The sequence below is a fragment of the Actinokineospora sp. genome (assembly GCF_050699995.1).
GTDB lineage: Bacteria > Actinomycetota > Actinomycetes > Mycobacteriales > Pseudonocardiaceae > Actinokineospora.
On sequence record NZ_JBOHGC010000475.1, the window covers coordinates 1 to 16,451 of the forward strand.

19 protein-coding genes are annotated in these 16,451 nt (G+C 69.9%); 10 read left to right on the plus strand and 9 right to left on the minus strand.

Features of this window, described 5'->3' with window-relative positions; all coding sequences use genetic code 11:
- Window positions 1–31 precede the first annotated feature (31 nt).
- Window positions 32–1,351 carry an RNA polymerase sigma factor gene (locus ACRDSQ_RS23720; protein ID WP_431424127.1) on the minus strand — a complete coding sequence of 440 codons (1,320 nt, stop codon included), beginning with the start codon at window positions 1,349–1,351 and terminating at the stop codon, window positions 32–34.
- A 175-nt stretch (window positions 1,352–1,526) separates the two neighbouring features.
- Window positions 1,527–2,276, minus strand: coding sequence for a polyphosphate--glucose phosphotransferase (gene ppgK / locus ACRDSQ_RS23725; RefSeq protein WP_431424128.1), 750 nt, complete (start codon window positions 2,274–2,276; stop codon window positions 1,527–1,529).
- A gap of 80 nt (window positions 2,277–2,356) precedes the next feature.
- Here ppgK and ACRDSQ_RS23730 point away from each other — a divergent pair, with 80 nt between their 5' ends.
- On the plus strand, window positions 2,357–3,157 hold the full coding sequence (locus ACRDSQ_RS23730; protein ID WP_431424130.1) for an inositol monophosphatase family protein: 801 nt from the start codon (window positions 2,357–2,359) through the stop codon (window positions 3,155–3,157).
- A 143-nt stretch (window positions 3,158–3,300) separates the two neighbouring features.
- On the opposite strand, the gene cei is transcribed toward ACRDSQ_RS23730, so the two are convergent.
- The gene (gene cei / locus ACRDSQ_RS23735; protein WP_431424131.1) at window positions 3,301–3,999 is read right to left on the minus strand and encodes an envelope integrity protein Cei; all 699 of its coding nucleotides are present in this window, start codon (window positions 3,997–3,999) and stop codon (window positions 3,301–3,303) included.
- A 499-nt stretch (window positions 4,000–4,498) separates the two neighbouring features.
- On the opposite strand from cei, the gene ACRDSQ_RS23740 reads away from it, so the two are divergent.
- On the plus strand, window positions 4,499–4,807 hold the full coding sequence (locus tag ACRDSQ_RS23740) for a DUF4193 domain-containing protein (protein WP_091371191.1): 309 nt from the start codon (window positions 4,499–4,501) through the stop codon (window positions 4,805–4,807).
- A gap of 84 nt (window positions 4,808–4,891) precedes the next feature.
- Here ACRDSQ_RS23740 and ACRDSQ_RS23745 read toward each other — a convergent pair whose 3' ends face one another.
- Window positions 4,892–5,389 (minus strand): DUF3093 domain-containing protein, encoded by a 498-nt coding sequence (locus ACRDSQ_RS23745; RefSeq protein WP_431424133.1) that lies wholly within the window; start codon window positions 5,387–5,389, stop codon window positions 4,892–4,894.
- Window positions 5,390–5,413: 24 nt separating this feature from the next.
- On the opposite strand from ACRDSQ_RS23745, the gene dut reads away from it, so the two are divergent.
- The 3 genes from dut (at window position 5,414) to ACRDSQ_RS23760 (ending at window position 7,054) form a co-directional block, all read left to right on the plus strand.
- The gene (gene dut, locus ACRDSQ_RS23750; RefSeq protein WP_176926727.1) at window positions 5,414–5,890 is read left to right on the plus strand and encodes a dUTP diphosphatase; all 477 of its coding nucleotides are present in this window, start codon (window positions 5,414–5,416) and stop codon (window positions 5,888–5,890) included.
- The gene (locus ACRDSQ_RS23755; protein WP_431424135.1) at window positions 5,891–6,532 is read left to right on the plus strand and encodes a DUF3710 domain-containing protein; all 642 of its coding nucleotides are present in this window, start codon (window positions 5,891–5,893) and stop codon (window positions 6,530–6,532) included. It begins immediately after the preceding gene.
- Window positions 6,533–6,679: 147 nt separating this feature from the next.
- Window positions 6,680–7,054, plus strand: a complete 375-nt coding sequence (locus tag ACRDSQ_RS23760) for a single-stranded DNA-binding protein (RefSeq protein ID WP_431424137.1) — start codon at window positions 6,680–6,682, stop codon at window positions 7,052–7,054.
- Window positions 7,055–7,254: 200 nt separating this feature from the next.
- On the opposite strand, the gene ACRDSQ_RS23765 is transcribed toward ACRDSQ_RS23760, so the two are convergent.
- Together ACRDSQ_RS23765 and ACRDSQ_RS23770 are read right to left on the minus strand one after the other, a co-directional pair.
- A complete protein-coding gene (locus tag ACRDSQ_RS23765) occupies window positions 7,255–7,545 on the minus strand; it encodes a hypothetical protein (protein ID WP_431424138.1) in 291 nt (96 codons plus the stop codon).
- A gap of 114 nt (window positions 7,546–7,659) precedes the next feature.
- Window positions 7,660–8,430 carry an alpha/beta fold hydrolase gene (locus ACRDSQ_RS23770; protein WP_431424140.1) on the minus strand — a complete coding sequence of 257 codons (771 nt, stop codon included), beginning with the start codon at window positions 8,428–8,430 and terminating at the stop codon, window positions 7,660–7,662.
- Window positions 8,431–8,473: 43 nt separating this feature from the next.
- Here ACRDSQ_RS23770 and ACRDSQ_RS23775 point away from each other — a divergent pair, with 43 nt between their 5' ends.
- The 3 genes from ACRDSQ_RS23775 to ACRDSQ_RS23785 all read left to right on the plus strand — a co-directional run bounded on the left by ACRDSQ_RS23775 (window position 8,474) and on the right by ACRDSQ_RS23785 (window position 10,669).
- Complete coding sequence (locus ACRDSQ_RS23775) at window positions 8,474–8,851, plus strand: OB-fold nucleic acid binding domain-containing protein (protein WP_431424142.1); 378 nt, start codon at window positions 8,474–8,476, stop codon at window positions 8,849–8,851.
- On the plus strand, window positions 8,848–9,558 hold the full coding sequence (locus ACRDSQ_RS23780) for a DUF3159 domain-containing protein (RefSeq protein WP_431424143.1): 711 nt from the start codon (window positions 8,848–8,850) through the stop codon (window positions 9,556–9,558). The genes ACRDSQ_RS23775 and ACRDSQ_RS23780 overlap by 4 nt, the downstream gene beginning before the upstream one ends.
- 166 nt (window positions 9,559–9,724) lie before the next feature.
- Entirely contained in the window at window positions 9,725–10,669 is a 945-nt protein-coding gene (locus ACRDSQ_RS23785) for an acyl-CoA desaturase (RefSeq protein ID WP_431424144.1), read from the plus strand.
- A gap of 172 nt (window positions 10,670–10,841) precedes the next feature.
- Here ACRDSQ_RS23785 and ACRDSQ_RS23790 read toward each other — a convergent pair whose 3' ends face one another.
- Window positions 10,842–11,498: a potassium channel family protein gene (locus ACRDSQ_RS23790; RefSeq protein ID WP_187222223.1), complete on the minus strand. Its 657-nt coding sequence runs from the start codon at window positions 11,496–11,498 to the stop codon at window positions 10,842–10,844.
- The gene (locus ACRDSQ_RS23795; protein ID WP_431424146.1) at window positions 11,498–12,163 is read right to left on the minus strand and encodes a potassium channel family protein; all 666 of its coding nucleotides are present in this window, start codon (window positions 12,161–12,163) and stop codon (window positions 11,498–11,500) included. Before ACRDSQ_RS23795 ends, ACRDSQ_RS23790 begins: the two co-directional genes overlap by 1 nt.
- A 123-nt stretch (window positions 12,164–12,286) precedes the next feature.
- On the opposite strand from ACRDSQ_RS23795, the gene ACRDSQ_RS23800 reads away from it, so the two are divergent.
- Together ACRDSQ_RS23800 and ACRDSQ_RS23805 are read left to right on the plus strand one after the other, a co-directional pair.
- The gene (locus ACRDSQ_RS23800) at window positions 12,287–14,296 is read left to right on the plus strand and encodes an APC family permease (RefSeq protein ID WP_431424147.1); all 2,010 of its coding nucleotides are present in this window, start codon (window positions 12,287–12,289) and stop codon (window positions 14,294–14,296) included.
- On the plus strand, window positions 14,293–15,489 hold the full coding sequence (locus tag ACRDSQ_RS23805; protein ID WP_431424149.1) for a class I SAM-dependent RNA methyltransferase: 1,197 nt from the start codon (window positions 14,293–14,295) through the stop codon (window positions 15,487–15,489). Before ACRDSQ_RS23800 ends, ACRDSQ_RS23805 begins: the two co-directional genes overlap by 4 nt.
- Before the next feature lie 103 nt (window positions 15,490–15,592).
- On the opposite strand, the gene ACRDSQ_RS23810 is transcribed toward ACRDSQ_RS23805, so the two are convergent.
- Window positions 15,593–16,369 (minus strand): ESX secretion-associated protein EspG, encoded by a 777-nt coding sequence (locus ACRDSQ_RS23810; RefSeq protein ID WP_431424151.1) that lies wholly within the window; start codon window positions 16,367–16,369, stop codon window positions 15,593–15,595.
- Window positions 16,370–16,451 lie beyond the last annotated feature (82 nt).

Below are 16,451 nucleotides of genomic sequence, written 5' to 3' on the forward strand. Positions count from 1 at the left end.
GTCCAATCGGCTGCCGACCGCGCTTCGCCGCTCAGTCGAGGTAGTCGCGCAGCACCTGGGAGCGCGAGGGGTGGCGCAGCTTGCTCATCGTCTTCGACTCGATCTGGCGGATCCGCTCACGGGTGACGCCGTAGACCTTGCCGATCTCGTCCAGCGTCTTCGGCTGGCCGTCGGTGAGGCCGAACCGCATTGACACGACACCCGCCTCGCGCTCGGACAGTGTGTCGAGCACCGAGTGCAGCTGCTCCTGCAGCAGGGTGAACGACACCGCGTCGGCCGGCACGACCGCTTCGGAGTCCTCGATCAGGTCGCCGAACTCGGAGTCGCCGTCCTCACCGAGCGGGGTGTGCAGCGAGATCGGCTCCCGGCCGTACTTCTGCACCTCGACGACCTTCTCGGGCGTCATGTCGAGCTCCTTGGCGAGCTCCTCGGGCGTCGGCTCGCGGCCCAGGTCCTGCAGCATCTGCCGCTGCACCCGGGCCAGCTTGTTGATGACCTCGACCATGTGCACCGGGATGCGGATGGTGCGCGCCTGGTCGGCCATCGCGCGGGTGATGGCCTGGCGGATCCACCACGTCGCGTACGTCGAGAACTTGTAGCCCTTGGTGTAGTCGAACTTCTCGACGGCGCGGATCAGGCCCAGGTTGCCCTCCTGGATCAGGTCCAGGAACGCCATGCCGCGGCCGGTGTAGCGCTTGGCCAGCGACACCACGAGCCGCAGGTTCGCCTCGAGCAGGTGGTTCTTGGCCCGCTCACCGTCACGCACGATCCAGCGCAGGTCGCGCCGCATCTGCGGCTGGAGCTTCTCGCTCTCGTCCTCGGACTTGCGCACCCGCTCCGCCGCGTAGAGGCCCGCCTCGATCCGCTTGGCGAGTTCGACCTCCTCCTCGGCGTTGAGCAGGGCGACCTTGCCGATCTGCTTGAGGTAGGCACGCACCGAGTCGGCCGAGGCCGTCAGCTCCGCGTCCTTGCGGGCCTGCCGCAGCGCCTCGGACTCCTCTTCGTCCCAGACGAAGTCGCCGTCCTTGCCGGGCTCCTTGGGGTCCTTCTCCTCGGGCTCGTCGGCGACCTCCTCGACCGGCTCGACCTCGACCTCTTCCAGGTCGGCCAAGTCGGGGTTGTCGGCGTCCTCGGGCTCTTCGCCCTCGGGACCGTCGCCCTTCTTCGGCGCGGCCTTGCCCGCGGCGGCCTTCTTCGGCGCGCGAGCCGTCTTGGCGCCCGCGGCCTTCTTGGCCGGCGTCTTGGTCCCGGTGGCGGCGGTCAGATCTTCTTCCGACTGCTCGCTCTTGGTCGTCTTGGCGGCGCTTGCCGACGCGGTGGAGCGTCGGGTTGCGGTTCGTGCGGCTGCCACGTACGCCCTTTCACAACTGTCCATCACAGCGGCGCCAAACTGGAAAAACACCTGGTCGCTGCCGGAGTTCGGGGGAGTGCCCTGCGGCTGCCTGAGCCATGGGCGTGTTCCATTGTAGCGACGCGCGGCGTGTCGCCGGGACACGCCAAGACCGAAAGTCGCCCGAGTCGTGCTTTCAGGCCCCGGCGGCGGCCACCGCGGCGCCGACAATGCCCGCGTCATTGCGCAATTCCGCGGCGACGATCTTCGTCCGCACATCGAGCAGCGGAAGCCATTTGTCGGCCTTCTTGCTGACTCCGCCGCCCACGATGATCAGGTCCGGCCAGATCAGGTTCTCCAGCGACGAGATGTAGCGGGTGACGCGCTGCGCCCACTCGTCCCACGACAGGTCCTCCTCGTCCTTGACCGACGCCGCCGCGCGCGTCTCCGCGTCGTGGCCGTCGATCTCGAGGTGGCCGAACTCGGTGTTCGGGACGAGCTTGCCGTCGAGGAAGAGCGCGCTGCCGATGCCGGTGCCGAACGTCAGCAGGACCACCACGCCCTTCTGGTCGCCCGGCCAGCCGTAGCGGATCTCGGCCATCCCGGCGGCGTCGGCGTCGTTGAGCACGACTACGTCACGGTCGAGCCGCTTTCCGAACACGGCGGCGGCGTCGGTGTCGAGCCACGCCTTGTCGATGTTGGCCGCCGAGTGCGTGATGCCGTTCTTGACCACCGCGGGGAGGGTCACGCCCACCGGGCCGTCCCACTCGAACTTCGCCACGATCTCGGCGACCACGTCGGCGACCGCGTCCGGGGTGGACGGGTTCGGCGTCGCGATGCGCACGCGCTCCCCGATCAGCCTGCCGGTCGCGAGGTCCACGACGCCGCCCTTGATGCCGGATCCGCCGATGTCGACGCCGAAACCCTGGCCTGCTGCCGCACCCATCGCCCGACCTTCCTGTTCGATTCAGAACCAATGTCCGCAGACATTAGCCGCCGTCGGGGGCGTGTGGTCGGATAGGCCGCGTGACTCTCACCCCAAACGACTTCCTCAAGATCGCGGTCGATGTCGCGACCCAGGCGGCCGACCTCGCCCGGACCGCCCGCGAGAGCGCCATCCAGGACGTCGACACCAAGTCCACCGCCACCGACGTGGTCACCGCCGCCGACCGCGCGGCCGAACGCCTGATCCGTGACCGCATCGCGGAGTCGCGCCCCGAGGACGCCGTGCTGGGGGAGGAGGACGGCGGCGCCGTCGGCGAAGGGGTCACCTGGGTCGTCGACCCGATCGACGGCACGGTCAACTACCTCTACGGCTACCCCTGGTACTGCGTGTCGGTCGCCGCGCGGGTCGACGGGCACTCGGTCGCCGGCGCTATCGTCGAGCCGGTCAGCGGGCGGGTGTGGACGGCGGCCAAGGGCGAGGGCGCCTGGCTCGACGGCAGGCCGCTGCGGGTGTCCACGCCCGAGTCGGTCGAGCTGTCGCTCGTCTCCACGGGTTTCGCGTATTCGCGGGAGCGGCGCACCGCGCAGGCCGCCGTCGCGGCGCGGCTGCTGGCCAAGGTGCGCGACATCCGCCGCGGCGGGTCGTCCGCGCTGGACCTGTGTGCCGTCGCGGCGGGCTGGGTGGACGCCTACTACGAGCGGGGACTCTCGCCGTGGGACTGGGCCGCGGGCGCCCTCATCGCCGCCGAGGCGGGCGCAATGGTGTCTCTGCCCGGAGAGGACCCGGACCTCGGCCACGACGCCGTCTACGCCGCCGCACCGACCATCGCGACCCCACTCCGCGCCACCCTCATCGACATCGGCGCAGGCGGGAACTATTGATCGGAACTATTGATCCCCCTTGCCCCACCCAACCGCTGCCAAGGGGCACCGTGACGGCGGCCAACCGCGGTGACCAACATCCGCACGTATCGGCTCCCCAGGTGACCAAACTCAAAATTCCGGGGAGGCGGGACTGCGGGGGGTCAGCAGCGTTGGTCTAGGGCGTTGTCGATGAGGTCTTGGGGGATGGGGGCGGCGGAGCTGCCGTCGGCGAGCAGGCCGCCCTGGGCGTCCGGGTTCGTCGCGGCCCACTCGGCGAGCGTCTCGACGACCTTGCGGGCCTCCGGGCTCGGTTTGAGGTGGTCGAACTTCTGGCCGATCGCGAAGTCGACGGTGGCGTCCTGGCGGTCGTCGCGGACCAGTTCCGCGCACGGCTCCAGGATGTTCAGCGTCCGCGCGACCGACATGCCCTGCTGCCCGAACCGGATCTGCGCGCGGCAGTCGAGCGAGCCCCGCGGGTAGATCAGGTCGTTCGCCGGATCGGCGATCTGGGTGAAGCCGAGTTCGCGCAGGGTCTCGGTGACCGCGCCCGCCTGGCGGTTCTGCCCACTGGCGTTGACCACGCGTACCAGCGCGGTGCCCGCGGGCGCGGGATTGGTCCGGTCGAGACCCGCGCGGTCGAGGGCCTCACCCAGCGGCGGCGGGGTGGTGACGTCGGCGGTGACCGCCGGCGGCGGGGAACAGGCCATCTCGCGCGCGGTCGACCGGTCGGCTTTGATCACCTGGAGCCAGACGATGCCCGCGGCGACGCCGAGCACCACGATGAGGATCAGCGCCGGGAGCGGACGACGCTTGCGGTAGCGGCTTCCTGGCGCGTTGCGCATCACGTTGCCGGCCGCCACGATCGCGCCCTTCCTACGAACACCATGCCCTACCCCCGTAGGCATTGGGAGCCGGTTGTGCCGACTCGACTCTCGCTGCTGATCAGCCTATTGGATTCCGCGGATTTCGCAGCCCGGGCTGTGTCGCGGACCGCAGCTCCAGGATTGTCCTCCGGGAGCTGCCGCAAACGTGATCCATTTTGGGGAATCGCACCACGCCACCCGCTGGTGGGCAAGGAACGTGTCCGGACCGCAACATGCTGTAGATGATCTCATCCGGCCCGCCGACGCGCCCGAAACACCCCCAGTCGGGTGATGCTGTGCATGAGCGGCCGCTTATGAGCTACCCTCTGCCCGCTCCGGTCGCCGAAGAAGCCTGCCGAATCGATTCGGACGGCTGTGCCAAGCCCGACGCGACCGGCGAGACCACCGTCACTCTAGTGGCGGGCACAAACCGGGGTGCTGGAACGTTGACCAGCGGCACGACCCACATCCTGATGGACCGCAGGGGTGAAAGAAGATGGCTACCGACTACGACGCACCGCGCCGCAGCGAGGCGGACGATCTCGCTGAGGACTCTCTTGAGGAGCTCAAGGCGCGGCGGAACGAGAACCAATCCGGTGTCGTCGATGTGGACGAGACGGACACGGCGGAGAGCTTTGAGCTGCCTGGTGCCGATCTGTCCGCGCTCTCGGGTGAAGACCTCACCGTTCGCGTGGTGCCCAAGCAAGCCGACGAGTTCACCTGCTCGAAGTGCTTCCTTGTGCACCACCGCAGCCGACTGGCCGAGGACAACGGCGGCACGTACGTCTGCCGCGACTGCGCGTAAAGCCCACCACGCAGCGCGTCGGACGAGCACGACCTGGAACAGCCGGGTCTCCCCCTGGGGAGCCCGGCTGTCCTCATGCGGTCGTCATCCCGTTCGGAGGATCGCGGCCAGTTCCTCGGGCTTGCGCGTGCTGAACACCCAGTACGGCGTGGGGTCGGCGGGATCGGTCACCTGGACCCGCAGCAGCGGCCCGACCCAACCCCGGTGCAGCATGAACGCGGCCGGGTCGAGGTGCGGACCCAGGACGCGGCGCTTGTCCTTCGCGGCGAAGACCTCGACCTCGCCGACGAACTCCAGCGGCAGGTGCGCGTCACCGACGTGCAGTTCGCCGCCCTCGACGGCGACCTTGGTGCGGCCAGACTTCACGATGAGCAACAGCGCCGGCGGCACGATCACCAGGTACGGCAGCCAGGCACGCACGCCCGGGTAACCCATGTGGATCTCGGCGGACAGCAGCACCGCGGCGACCAGCGGCAGCGGCCACCAGTACCAGGTCACATACAGCCGCTCGCGGTAGCGCGCGCCGGTGGTTTCGGAGGGCGCCGCGGACTCGCGCGCACCCGTGCCTGAGGTATCGCTCACGAGCCCAGGGTAGTCTCGCCGCTCGTGCCCAGCGTGGAGGTCCTGCTCACCCGGATCGATCCGGACGTCCCCCTGCCGTCATACGCCCGTCCGGGCGACGCGGGGGCCGACCTGGTGACGACCGTGGATGTCATCATCGCCCCGGGACAGCGGGTGACCGTCGGAACGGGCATCGCCATCGCCCTGCCCGAGGGGTTCGCCGGCTTCGTCCATCCCCGATCCGGGTTGGCCGCCAAGGCGGGGCTGAGCGTGGTGAACACGCCTGGCACGATCGACTCGGGGTACCGCGGGGAGATCAAAGTCTGTTTGATCAACCATGACCTGACCACACCGATCAGCCTGCGACGCGGAGACCGGGTCGCGCAGCTGGTGGTGCAGCGGGTGGAGCACGCGGTGTTCCGCGAGGTGGACGAGCTGGGGGAGTCCCGGCGCGGCACCGGGGGATACGGGTCGACCGGCGGGCACCAGGTGCTCACCGGCTCGGCGGGGACGGAGGACTAGGTGGGACTGTTCGGGCGCCGCAAGCGCACTGCCGAGGAACCGGCCGTCGTCGAGGAGGACTTCGACGACTCCGACTACGACTCCGATGAGGAAAGCGAACTCGTCGCCCGCGACGACGGACCGTTCGACGAGTCCGAAGCCCCCGACGACGACTTCCCCAGGCTCGACCTGGGGTCGGTCCGCATCCCGGTGCCAGACGGCGCCCAGCTGCAGGTCGAGATGGACCCGAGCGGCCCGGTCCGGGCGGTGCACGTGCTCACCCCGGTCGGCCAGCTCACGCTGAACGCCTACGCGGCCCCCAAATCCGGCGGACTCTGGCGCGAGGTGTGCGGCGAACTCGCCGAGCAGCTGCGCTCCGACGGCGCCACCGTCCGCAGCCAGGTCGGCGACTGGGGCCAGGAACTGAGCGCGTCCCTGGGCGAGGTCGCCCTGCGCTTCGTCGGCGTCGACGGCCCCCGCTGGATGCTGCGCGGAGTGGTTGCCGGTCCGCCGGAACTGGCCGACACCAGCGCCGAGGCCCTGCGCGCCATGGTGCGCAGCACGGTCGTCGTGCGCGGCACCCAGCCGATGCCGGTCCGCACGCCGCTGCAGATCGACCTGCCGCAGGCCATCGCCGAACACATCGCCCAAGCCGGGCAGTAAGCACACCGGTCCGACACTTCCACCGCGCCGAGCCTCGGTTGTCCACAGCGACGGAGGCTCGGTCCACAGCTCCAACCCGCCCTCTGGTTGCGCCCTCCGTTCCTGCGGGAACGTGGTCGGGACAGCAGCGGCGGAAGGAGCGGGAACGTGTTCGAGACGGTGGTGACGGTCCTGGGCTGGATCTGCGGCGAACTCACGCGCAGGCGCACCGGGGACGATGTCCAGGTGGTCAGCTTTCGCATGGTGGCCCAGGAGCGCCGGTACGACGCCGACACCGGAGAGTGGCCCGACGGCGATCGGATGTTCCTGTCGGTTCATTGCCGGCGCACCCTGGGGCAGAACGTGGCCGCCTCCCTAAAGAGGGGCGATCCGGTAATGGTCACGGGGAGGCTGTACCACCGGGAACACCTGGCGGAGGGCAAACAGCGCCTCAGCGTCGACCTTGACGCCAGATCGGTGGGACCGGACCTGTCCCGGTGCTCAGTGACGCTGAGCCGGGAGGAGGAGAAGGCGGCGGCCTGACCGCCGGCGTGGGTTGATCGCGGGCCCAGTGCATGCTCACAGCCCTGCCGGCTGTGGGTATGCACCAGGACACGCGCGGGCGGCGGCCCGCCGACCGAGCCGACCCGGCTGGCCGGGCCGATAGGGCGCACCCGACCCGCGGGCCCGAACGTCTCTCAGCTCGCGATCCGCAACTGTGGGCTGCGGTAGCGGTTCATGGCCTACGGCTCGTCGGCCGTCACCTCGGCGACCGGTAGCAGCTCCACCGTGGCGCCAGAGGCGGCCGGCAGGTGTGCCGCCGCCGCGCGGCGTGGGTCGGCGCGGTAGGTGGTCAGGCCGGTGTCGTCGGCGAAGGACAGCAGGTGCACCTCGGTGCGCCCATCGAGTGATCGGACTCTGCGGTCGAGGCGGCCGCCGTGATCGGAGAGGAGGGGAAGCACGGTCGACTCATAGGCGAGGAACGCTCCGAGGCCGCCCTCGGGGATGCGGGCGACGACCACGTACTCGGTCATCCCAGGCTCACTTTCGGGTGGTCGGTCATCCCGGGGTTCGCTTTCGGGTGCCCGGCCGGACTCAGGCTCTCCCCTTCGGGTGAGGTCATCCCTGGGCTCGCTTTGGGTGCCCGGTCATCCCTGGCTCGCTTTGAGCCAGGCCAGCACGGTGGCCCGCCCCAGGGCCTCCGGGTCGACGCCGATGATGTCCAGGCGGGTGGTGCACAGGGCGGCTTGGGGGAGAGCTCGGCTCCACGCGGTGGCGACCTCCAGCGGGTGAATGGCGTCGTCCCTGCAGCCCGCCACGCCGCACGGGATGGTCAGGGTGGCCAGGTCCTCGAGGGTGGGCGCGGGACGGTCGGCCGCGGTGTCCAGGGAGTCGGCCAGGGCGTCGCCGTAGCCGGTCCAGGCCCGGGTCAGTTCGGTGGCCAGCCACACCGGCACGTCGGCGACCGCGGCGGCGATGGCGGCCGTCGGGCCCAGTGACCGGACGGACGCCGCGCTGTAGCGGGCGGCGACGGCCGCCGGTGCCGCTTCCGGCTTGCCGTGCCACCCGGGCAGGGCCAGCAGCAGTCCCGCGCAGCGGTCGGGGTTGCGTAGGGCCCATTCGGCCGCCAAGTGGGCACCCAGGGAAATGCCTCCGGCGATGATGGGTTCCTCGCGGGCGGCTTCGTCCAGGGCGGCCAGATGGGCGCTGACCAGGTCCGTTCCGGGAAGCGGCGTGGGCAGGACCGCCTTGAGGCCGACGGCGGCGAGCGGGACGTCGAACACCGACCGCACGAACACGTCGTCGGAGCCGGTTCCGGGCAGCAGCACGGCGGTGCGGGCGCCAGTCGGCGGCTGGGTCACACTGACGCCTCGTTCCTTGTCCTCTTGGTACCCGACGCGGTTAACCTGATTGTGCATGGGTCGTTCGTCGGGGCCGACCCCACCACAGATGCGGACGCACATGGGTAGCAAGGGGGACGGTTATTGGCACCGTCTGGTCAAACGACTGACCACCGACGTGGACGTGCTCGACGCCGACGACCTGTCCGAACAGGCCGATGCGCACGGCGCGCGGCGGGCGAGTGAGTGTCGCTCCGGTGACGAGGTGACCGTGCTCGGTCGTCTCCGCAGCGTCGAGCTGTGTCCGCGCGACGCGGTGGCCACGCTGGAGGCCGAGCTGTTCGACGGGACCGAGGGCGTCACACTAGTCTGGCTCGGTCGTCGACGGATCCCGGGAATCGAGCCGGGCCGCACCGTCAAGGCGAAGGGCCGGATCGCGGTCCGTGACGGCCGCAAGGTTCTGTACAACCCCTACTACGAGCTGCAGACCACCACATGACGCAACCGGCCCCTGAGGTCAACAAGCCCGGCGACGACGAACAGCCCATGCCCACCCTGCTGGAGCAGATGGGTGGCGTGAGCGGGCTGATCTACTCGTCCGTTCCCGTGCTGGTGTTCGTGCTCGCGAACGCCCTGTTCGGCCTCACGGTCGGCATCTGGAGCGCCATCGGCGTTGCCGTGCTGATCACCGTCTTGCGCGTCGTGCGCAAGGAAGCGCTGCAGCCCGCGATCTCCGGCTTCTTCGGGGTCGCGATCGCGGCGTTCATCGCCAACCAGACCGGCTCCGCCAAGGGCTTCTTCCTGCTCGGCATCTGGACCAGCCTCGTCTACGGCGGCGTCTTCCTGGTGTCTGTCCTGGTCCGCCGCCCACTGGTCGGCGTGATCTGGTCGCTGCTGAACGGCCTGGGCCGGAGCTGGCGCGAGGACAAGCCGTCGCGGCAGGCCTATGACATCGCCACGCTCACCTTCGTCGCGGTGTTCGCCGCGCGCTACGTGGTGCAGAAGTGGCTCTACGACGAGGACCTCACCGGCTGGCTGGCCGTCGCCCGGCTCGCCATGGGCTACCCGCTCTTCGCCGTCGCGCTCGCCGTGACCGTGTGGGCTGTCCGTCGCGCCAAGCACCGCCAGGAGCTGCGCGAGGCGACCGTGGAAACCGACGAGCAAATCGAGGCCCGGTTGCGCGCCAAATACGGCGAGACCCCCTGACACCGACACTGAGCAGGCCATCACCTCGCGGGATGGTGGCCGCTCCGTATCCGGAGAAGTTTCTCTTCCGGCCATTCTGCGGAAGCCCGCCGTCGCGTAGGCTTACGGTTACGTAACCGTAGGGACGTCTTGGGGGAGACGCCGGGAAATCCGAGGTAGCCAGCCAGTGACGACCACTCTCGAAGCCACACCGCCACCCGCAGCACCCGGATCGAAACCCCTCACCGACCGCCGCAGAGGCTTCGCCGAACAGGCCGCCGTCTACGCCTTCGTCGTGATTCCCTTCCTCGCCCTCGGCGCCGCCGTGCCGTTCGCCTGGGGTTGGGGCCTGACCTGGGTCGACATCGCGCTCGCGGCCGCGTTCTACGTGATCAGCGGCCTCGGCGTGACCATCGGCTACCACCGCCTGTTCACCCATGGCTCGTTCCGGGCGAACCGCGGCCTCAAGATCGCCCTCGCCGTCGCCGGCCAGCTCTCGGCGCAGGGCTCGGTCATCGAGTGGGTCGCCGACCACCGCCGCCACCACGCCTTCTCCGACAAGGAGGGCGACCCGCACTCCCCGTGGCTCTTCGGCACCGGTCCGGTCGCCATCGCCCGCGGCTTCTGGCACTCGCACGTCGGCTGGCTCTTCGACCGCGACTGCACGACCGTCGACCGCTTCGCCCCCGACCTCGTCGCCGACGACGACCTCAAAGCCGTCGACCGCCTGTTCATCCTGCTCACCACGCTGTCGCTGGTCCTCCCGGCGGTGCTCGGCGGCCTGATCACCTGGTCCTGGTGGGGCGCGCTGACCGCGTTCTTCTGGGCGGGCCTGGTCCGCGTCTCGATGCTGCACCACGTGACGTGGTCGGTGAACTCGATCTGCCACATGATCGGCGAGCGCCCGTTCAAGTCCCGCGACAAGGCGTCCAACTTCTGGCCGCTGGCGATCCTGAGCTTCGGCGAGTCGTGGCACAACCTGCACCACGCCGACCCGACCAGCGCCCGCCACGGCGTGCTGCGCGGCCAGATCGACATCTCCGCGCGGACCATCTGGATCTTCGAGAAGCTCGGCTGGGCGTCCAACGTCCGCTGGCCCACCCCCCAGCGCATCGAGAAGCTCCGCGCCTAGACCGCCACCCCGAAATTCAAACGCTTGGTCACCTTTGTGGTGATCAAGCAGAGGCCCGGTAACCGTGGTCGGCCGCCGTCACGGTGCCCCTTGGCACCGGTCGGTAGGTGTGACGTGTTCGGACAAGCGAAAGCCCCGCATCGAGATATTCCGGTGCGGGGCTTTCGCTTGATTAGTGCCCGAGTGCCTTGCGGATCTCGTTCTCCACGTCCGCCGAGGCCACGAACAGCAGCTCGTCGCCGCCTTCGAGGGAGTCGTCCGGCTGCGGTACGATCACCCGGCCGCCGCGCAGGATCGTCACCAGCGCGGCGTCACGCGGCAGCTTGATCTCGCGCACCGCGCGACCGGCCCACGGGGTGTCGTGCGGCAGCGTCATCTCGACCAGGTTGGCCTGGCCCTGGCGCAGGGTCAGCAGCTGCACCAGCCCGCCGACGCTCACCGCCTCCTCGACCATGGCCGCCAACACGCGGGGAGTCGACACCGCGACGTCCACGCCCCAGGCCGAGGTGAACAGCCACTCGTTGGACGGGTCGTTGACCCTGGCGACCACGCGCTTGACCGCGAAGACCGTCTTGGCCAGCAGCGAGACCACAAGGTTGACCTTGTCGTCGCCGGTGGCGGCGATGACGCAGTCGCACAGCTGGATGCCCGCGTCCTCCAGTGACGCCAGCTCGCACGCGTCCGCGAGGACCCACTCGGCCTGCTCGACGGTGTGCGGCTCGAACTGCTTGGCCTCACGCTCGATGAGCATCACCTGGTGGTCGCCGCCGACCAGTTCGGCGGCGATGGAGCGGCCGACAGCGCCTGCTCCTGCGATCGCGACGCGCATCAGTGACCCTCCTCCGGCGCCTGGGCGGCGGCCGTCGTGACGTCGGTGACCGTGCCGGAGAGCGCGGCGACATAGACCTGGTCGTCGGCCTGGATGACCGTCTTCGACTCGGCCAGCACGCCGGTGCCGAACCGCATGATGAACGCGACCCGGCAGCCGGTGGCGCTCTGGAACTCGCGGACCGTGCGCCCGACCCAGTCCTCGTGCACCGGCACCTGCAGCAGCGCGACCTTGCCCGACGGGTCCCGCCACGCCGAGGCGACGCCGTCGGGCAGCAGCGTGCGCAGCAGCCGGTCGGTCGTCCACGGCACGGTGGCCACGGTCGGGATGCCCAGCCGCTCGTAGACCTCGGCGCGCTTGGGGTCGTAGATGCGGGCGACGACGTGGTCGACGCCGAAGGTCTCGCGGGCCACCCTGGCGGAGATGATGTTGGAGTTGTCGCCGCTGGAGACCGCCGCGAAGGCACCCGCCCGCTCGATGCCCGCCTCGATCATCACCTGGCGGTCGAAGCCGGGACCCACCACCTGCTGGCCGTGGAAGTCCGCGCCGAGCCTGCGGAAGGCCTGCGCGTCCTTGTCGATCACGGCGACGGTGTGGTCCAGGCGCTCCAGCGCGAGGGCCATCGAGGCCCCCACGCGGCCGCAGCCCATGATCACCACGTGCACTACCAGCCTCCTCGCGGGTAAAACGCCCGAAACGGACGTCCGTCGAGCAGTCGGCGGACGACACGGTTGAACCTACCGGTGCCGGCTCCGAATGTGTGACGCCACCGCCTACGCTGTGCACCCGTGTCCAAGTTCTCAACGGCGGTCAAGCGCCTGCTCGTCGGACGGCCGTTTCGCAGTGACCGCCTGGCGCACACCCTGCTCCCGAAGCGCATCGCGCTGCCGGTGTTCGCCTCCGACCCCATGTCCAGCGTCGCGTACGCCCCCGAAGAGATCCTGCTCATGCTCTCGGTGGCGGGCGTCTCGGCATACATGTTCACGCCGTGGATCGCGGTGGTCGTGGCCGTCGTCATGATCGCGGTCGTCGCGTCCTACCGGCAGAACGTGCACGCTTACCCTTCCGGTGGCGGCGACTACGAGGTCGCCACGGTCAACCACGGCCCGCGCTGGGGCCTGGTCGTGGCCAGCGCGCTGCTGGTCGACTACATCCTGACCGTCGCGGTCTCGATCGCCTCGGCCGCGGCGAACATCGGTTCCGTGGTGCCGTTCGTCGCCACCCACAAGGTCGAGTTCGCTGTCGGCGCCATCATCGTCCTCACGGCAATGAACCTGCGCGGGGTGCGGGAGTCCGGGGCGCTGTTCGCGATCCCCACCTACGCCTTCGTGGCGGGCATCCTCGCCATGGTGGTCTGGGGCGCGGTGCGCGTGTTCGTCCTCGGCGACGAGGTCCGAGCCGAGAGCGCGGACTTCCAGTTGCTGGAGGAGGGCGACCACCTGACCGGCCTCGCGCTGGCGTTTCTCATCCTGCGCGCCTTCTCGTCCGGCAGCGCCGCCCTCACCGGCGTCGAGGCGATCAGCAACGGTGTCCCCGCCTTCCGCAAGCCGAAGTCGCGCAACGCGGCGACGACCCTGCTGCTCATGGGTGTCCTCGCGATCACGATGTTCCTCGGCCTGGTCATGCTCGGCATGATCACCGGTGCCAAACTCGCCGAGAATCCCGCGCACCAACTCGTCAACGCGCCCATCGGATACGAACAGAAGACCCTCGTCGCCCAGTTGGCGAACGCGGTCTTCGGCGACTTCCCCCCGGCGATCATCTACGTCATCTTCTTCACCGGCCTGATCCTCGTGCTCGCCGCGAACACCGCGTTCAACGGCTTCCCGGTGCTGGGCTCGATCCTCGCGCAGGACCGCTACCTGCCCCGGCAGCTGCACACCCGCGGCGACCGGCTGGCCTTCTCCAACGGGATCATCTTCCTGTCGGCCTTCGCCGTGGTGCTCGTGATCGCCTTCGACGCCGAGGTCACCCGGCTCATCCAGCTCTACATCGTGGGTGTGTTCGTCTCGTTCGTGCTCAGCCAGAGCGGCATGGTGCGGCACTGGAACCGCAAGCTCGTCACCGAGCGCGACCCGGTCGTGCGCAGGCGGATGCGGCGCTCCCAGATGATCAACGGGTTCGGCTTCGTGATGACAAGCGTGGTGCTGGTGATCGTGCTGATCACCAAGTTCCTCGCCGGCGCGTGGATCGCGATCGCCGCGATGGCCGCGTTCTACGCCCTCATGACCGGCATCCGCAAGCACTACGACCGGGTTAACCAGGAACTCGCCAAGGCCGAGGGCGCCGGGCCGATCCTGCTTCCGTCCCGCATCCACTCGATCGTGCTGGTCTCGAAGCTGCACCTGCCGACGAGGCGCGCGCTGGCCTACGCCAGGGCGACCCGGCCGGACGTGCTCGAGGCCATCACCGTCAACGTCGACGACATCGACACCAAGCGGCTGGTCGTAGAGTGGGACAAACAGGACTTCTCGGTGCCGCTGAAGGTGATCGAGTCGCCCTACCGCGAGATCACCAAACCGGTGCTGGACTACGTCAAGCGGGTCCGCACCGACAACCCACGCGATGTGGTCACCGTGTTCATCCCCGAGTACGTGGTCGGGCACTGGTGGGAACAGTTCTTGCACAACCAGAGCGCCCTGCGGCTCAAGGGCAGGCTGCTGTTCCAGCCTGGCGTGATGGTGACCAGTGTGCCGTGGCAGTTGGCGTCCTCGGCGGGTGTGCACGTCGACGACGTGCACGCGCCCGGCCTGGTGCGCCGCGGCCTGGCCGTCGACGAGGAGGAAGAACGCCGGTGACCGACTGGACGGGACGACGGGTCGAAGTGGAGGTCGGCGCGGTCGCGCACGGCGGCCACTGCGTCGCGCGGGCCGAGGGCCGGGTCGTGTTCGTCCGGCACGCGCTGCCGGGGGAGCGCGTCATCGTCGCGATCACCGACGACAAGGGCGGCTCGTTCTGCCGCGGCGACGCGGTGGAGATCCTGACCGCCTCACCCGCGCGCGTCGAGCCACCGTGCCCGCTGGCCCGCCCCGCGGGCTGCGGCGGCTGCGACTGGCAGCACGCCACCGGCGAGGAGCAGCGGAACTTGAAGGCGGCCGTCGTCGCCGAGCAGCTGAAACGGCTCGCGGGCCTCGACTGGGACGTCGAAGTCGAGGAACTGGCGGGCGGGCTGCTGCACTGGCGCACCCGCACCCGGCTCGCCGTCGACCGTCAGGGCCGCCCCGGTTTCCGCGCGCACCGCAGCCACAAGGTCATCCCGGTCGAGCACTGCCACATCGCCGCGCCGGGCACCGTCGACCAGGTCGTCGGCAAGAAGTGGAAGCCGCGCGCCGAAGTCGACGTGTCGGTCGACGCGAACGGCCGCACCCACATCAGCGAGATCACCGAGGTCCGCCGCGAAACGGTCACCCGCCGGGTCTCCGGCTCCGCGGTCGCCGTCGAACGCGCCGCCCGCCGCGACTGGCGGCTCGACGCCCACGGCTTCTGGCAGGTCCACCCCGACGCCGCGGACATGCTGGCCGAGGTGGTCTCGGAGTGGTCCGGCGCGAAGCCGTCCGCGTGCGCGTGGGACCTGTACGCGGGCGTGGGCCTGTTCGCGGCCGTGCTAGCCGACCAGGTCGGCCCGGAGGGGTCGGTCATCGCGGTCGAGTCGTCGCGCCGCGCGGCCGAGGACGGCGCCGACAACCTCAGCGACCTGCCCCAGGTCCGGGTGTTCGCCGGAATGGTCGAGCAGGTCCTGGTCGACGGCGACCTGCCCGACCCGGACGTGGTCGTCCTCGACCCGCCCCGCAAGGGCGCGGGCCGGGAGGTCGTGGACGCGATCGCTGCACGCTCCCCAGAGCGCGTGATCTATGTGGCGTGCGACCCGGCTTCGCTGGCTCGGGACGTGGCCTCGTTCGCCGGGCACGGTTACCGGCTGACGCAGCTTCGCGCGTTCGACACGTTCCCGATGACCCACCACGTGGAGTGCGTGGCCCTTCTCGAGCGCTGACGGTCGGGATCACTGGTCTGCCGCCTGTGTCCACAGGCTCCGGAAGGCGGGAGGGCGCAGCCTTCCGGAGAGCGGTGTTCCCAGGCCGGGCGAGCGATGTCGGTCAGAGGGCGGTCAGTTCGCCCATGGTCTGCGTGATCCGGGTCCGCATGGCCGTTCGGTCCGCGGGTGCCACCGTGATCCACGGTCGCCCATCCGCACCGGCCGTGCTGATCGCCAGGTAGCGCCCGTCGTCGGCCCGGTCGAACCACCTCGCCGCCAGCGCCCGCCGTCGTCGGCCGGACTCCCGCAGGTTGATCCCGATCTGCCCGCCCGCCCGATGGGTGCCGCTCATCAGCTCCCGCAGGTGCGGAGCCCGGTCCTTGGGCTCCCACGGGCTCGTCTCCTCGACAACCGCGCCCGCCAAGGCGTCCGCCGCCATCGGCTCCGGTCGCCACGCGCCAGGGGTGCCCACGGGCAGTTCGTCGAGGGCGGCCTCCACGAGCCGTTGGGGCGCGATCTCCTTCAGCGTCAGCGTGCCGCCCGCGTGCGGGTCGGGGCCGGGTTCCTGTCGCAACAGGACGGTCCGTCCGTCGGTGCGGGCGGTAATCACCCGCACCGGCGACTCCAGGTTCTCGCCCGCCAGCCACACCGAGTCGAGCCACTGCTCGGCGGAGGCGACCACGCGCAGCGCCCGTTCCAGGTCGGGATCGGGGGCACTGACGTGGAACAGTCCGCGGTCACGCAGGCTGTCGCGCACCCGCAGCGCGATGGACACGCGGTCGCGGTCGGTGCGGCCGAAGCTGGGGACCTGCAGCGGAAACGGGTAGTCGCCCAGGTTCAGCGTCTGCCAGATGTAGTCGAACTCGGTGGTGGTCAGCGACCACGGCTGCTCAGACACCGATGATCGGCCTCGCGCACGGCTCGTCCGAGGCGAACAGCCCGTCGTCCTTCTGTACGAACTTGGTCAAGCGTTCCTCATC

Coding starts and splice junctions, on each gene's coding strand:
- ACRDSQ_RS23780 (WP_431424143.1), top strand. CDS start 8,848: ATGACGCAACCGGCCCCTGAGGTCAACAAGCCCGGCGACGACGAACAG.
- ACRDSQ_RS23765 (WP_431424138.1), bottom strand. CDS start 7,545: ATGACCGAGTACGTGGTCGTCGCCCGCATCCCCGAGGGCGGCCTCGGA.
- ACRDSQ_RS23775 (WP_431424142.1), top strand. CDS start 8,474: ATGGGTAGCAAGGGGGACGGTTATTGGCACCGTCTGGTCAAACGACTG.
- ppgK (WP_431424128.1), bottom strand. CDS start 2,276: ATGGGTGCGGCAGCAGGCCAGGGTTTCGGCGTCGACATCGGCGGATCC.
- ACRDSQ_RS23770 (WP_431424140.1), bottom strand. CDS start 8,430: ATGCACAATCAGGTTAACCGCGTCGGGTACCAAGAGGACAAGGAACGA.
- ACRDSQ_RS23740 (WP_091371191.1), top strand. CDS start 4,499: ATGGCTACCGACTACGACGCACCGCGCCGCAGCGAGGCGGACGATCTC.
- ACRDSQ_RS23790 (WP_187222223.1), bottom strand. CDS start 11,498: ATGCGCGTCGCGATCGCAGGAGCAGGCGCTGTCGGCCGCTCCATCGCC.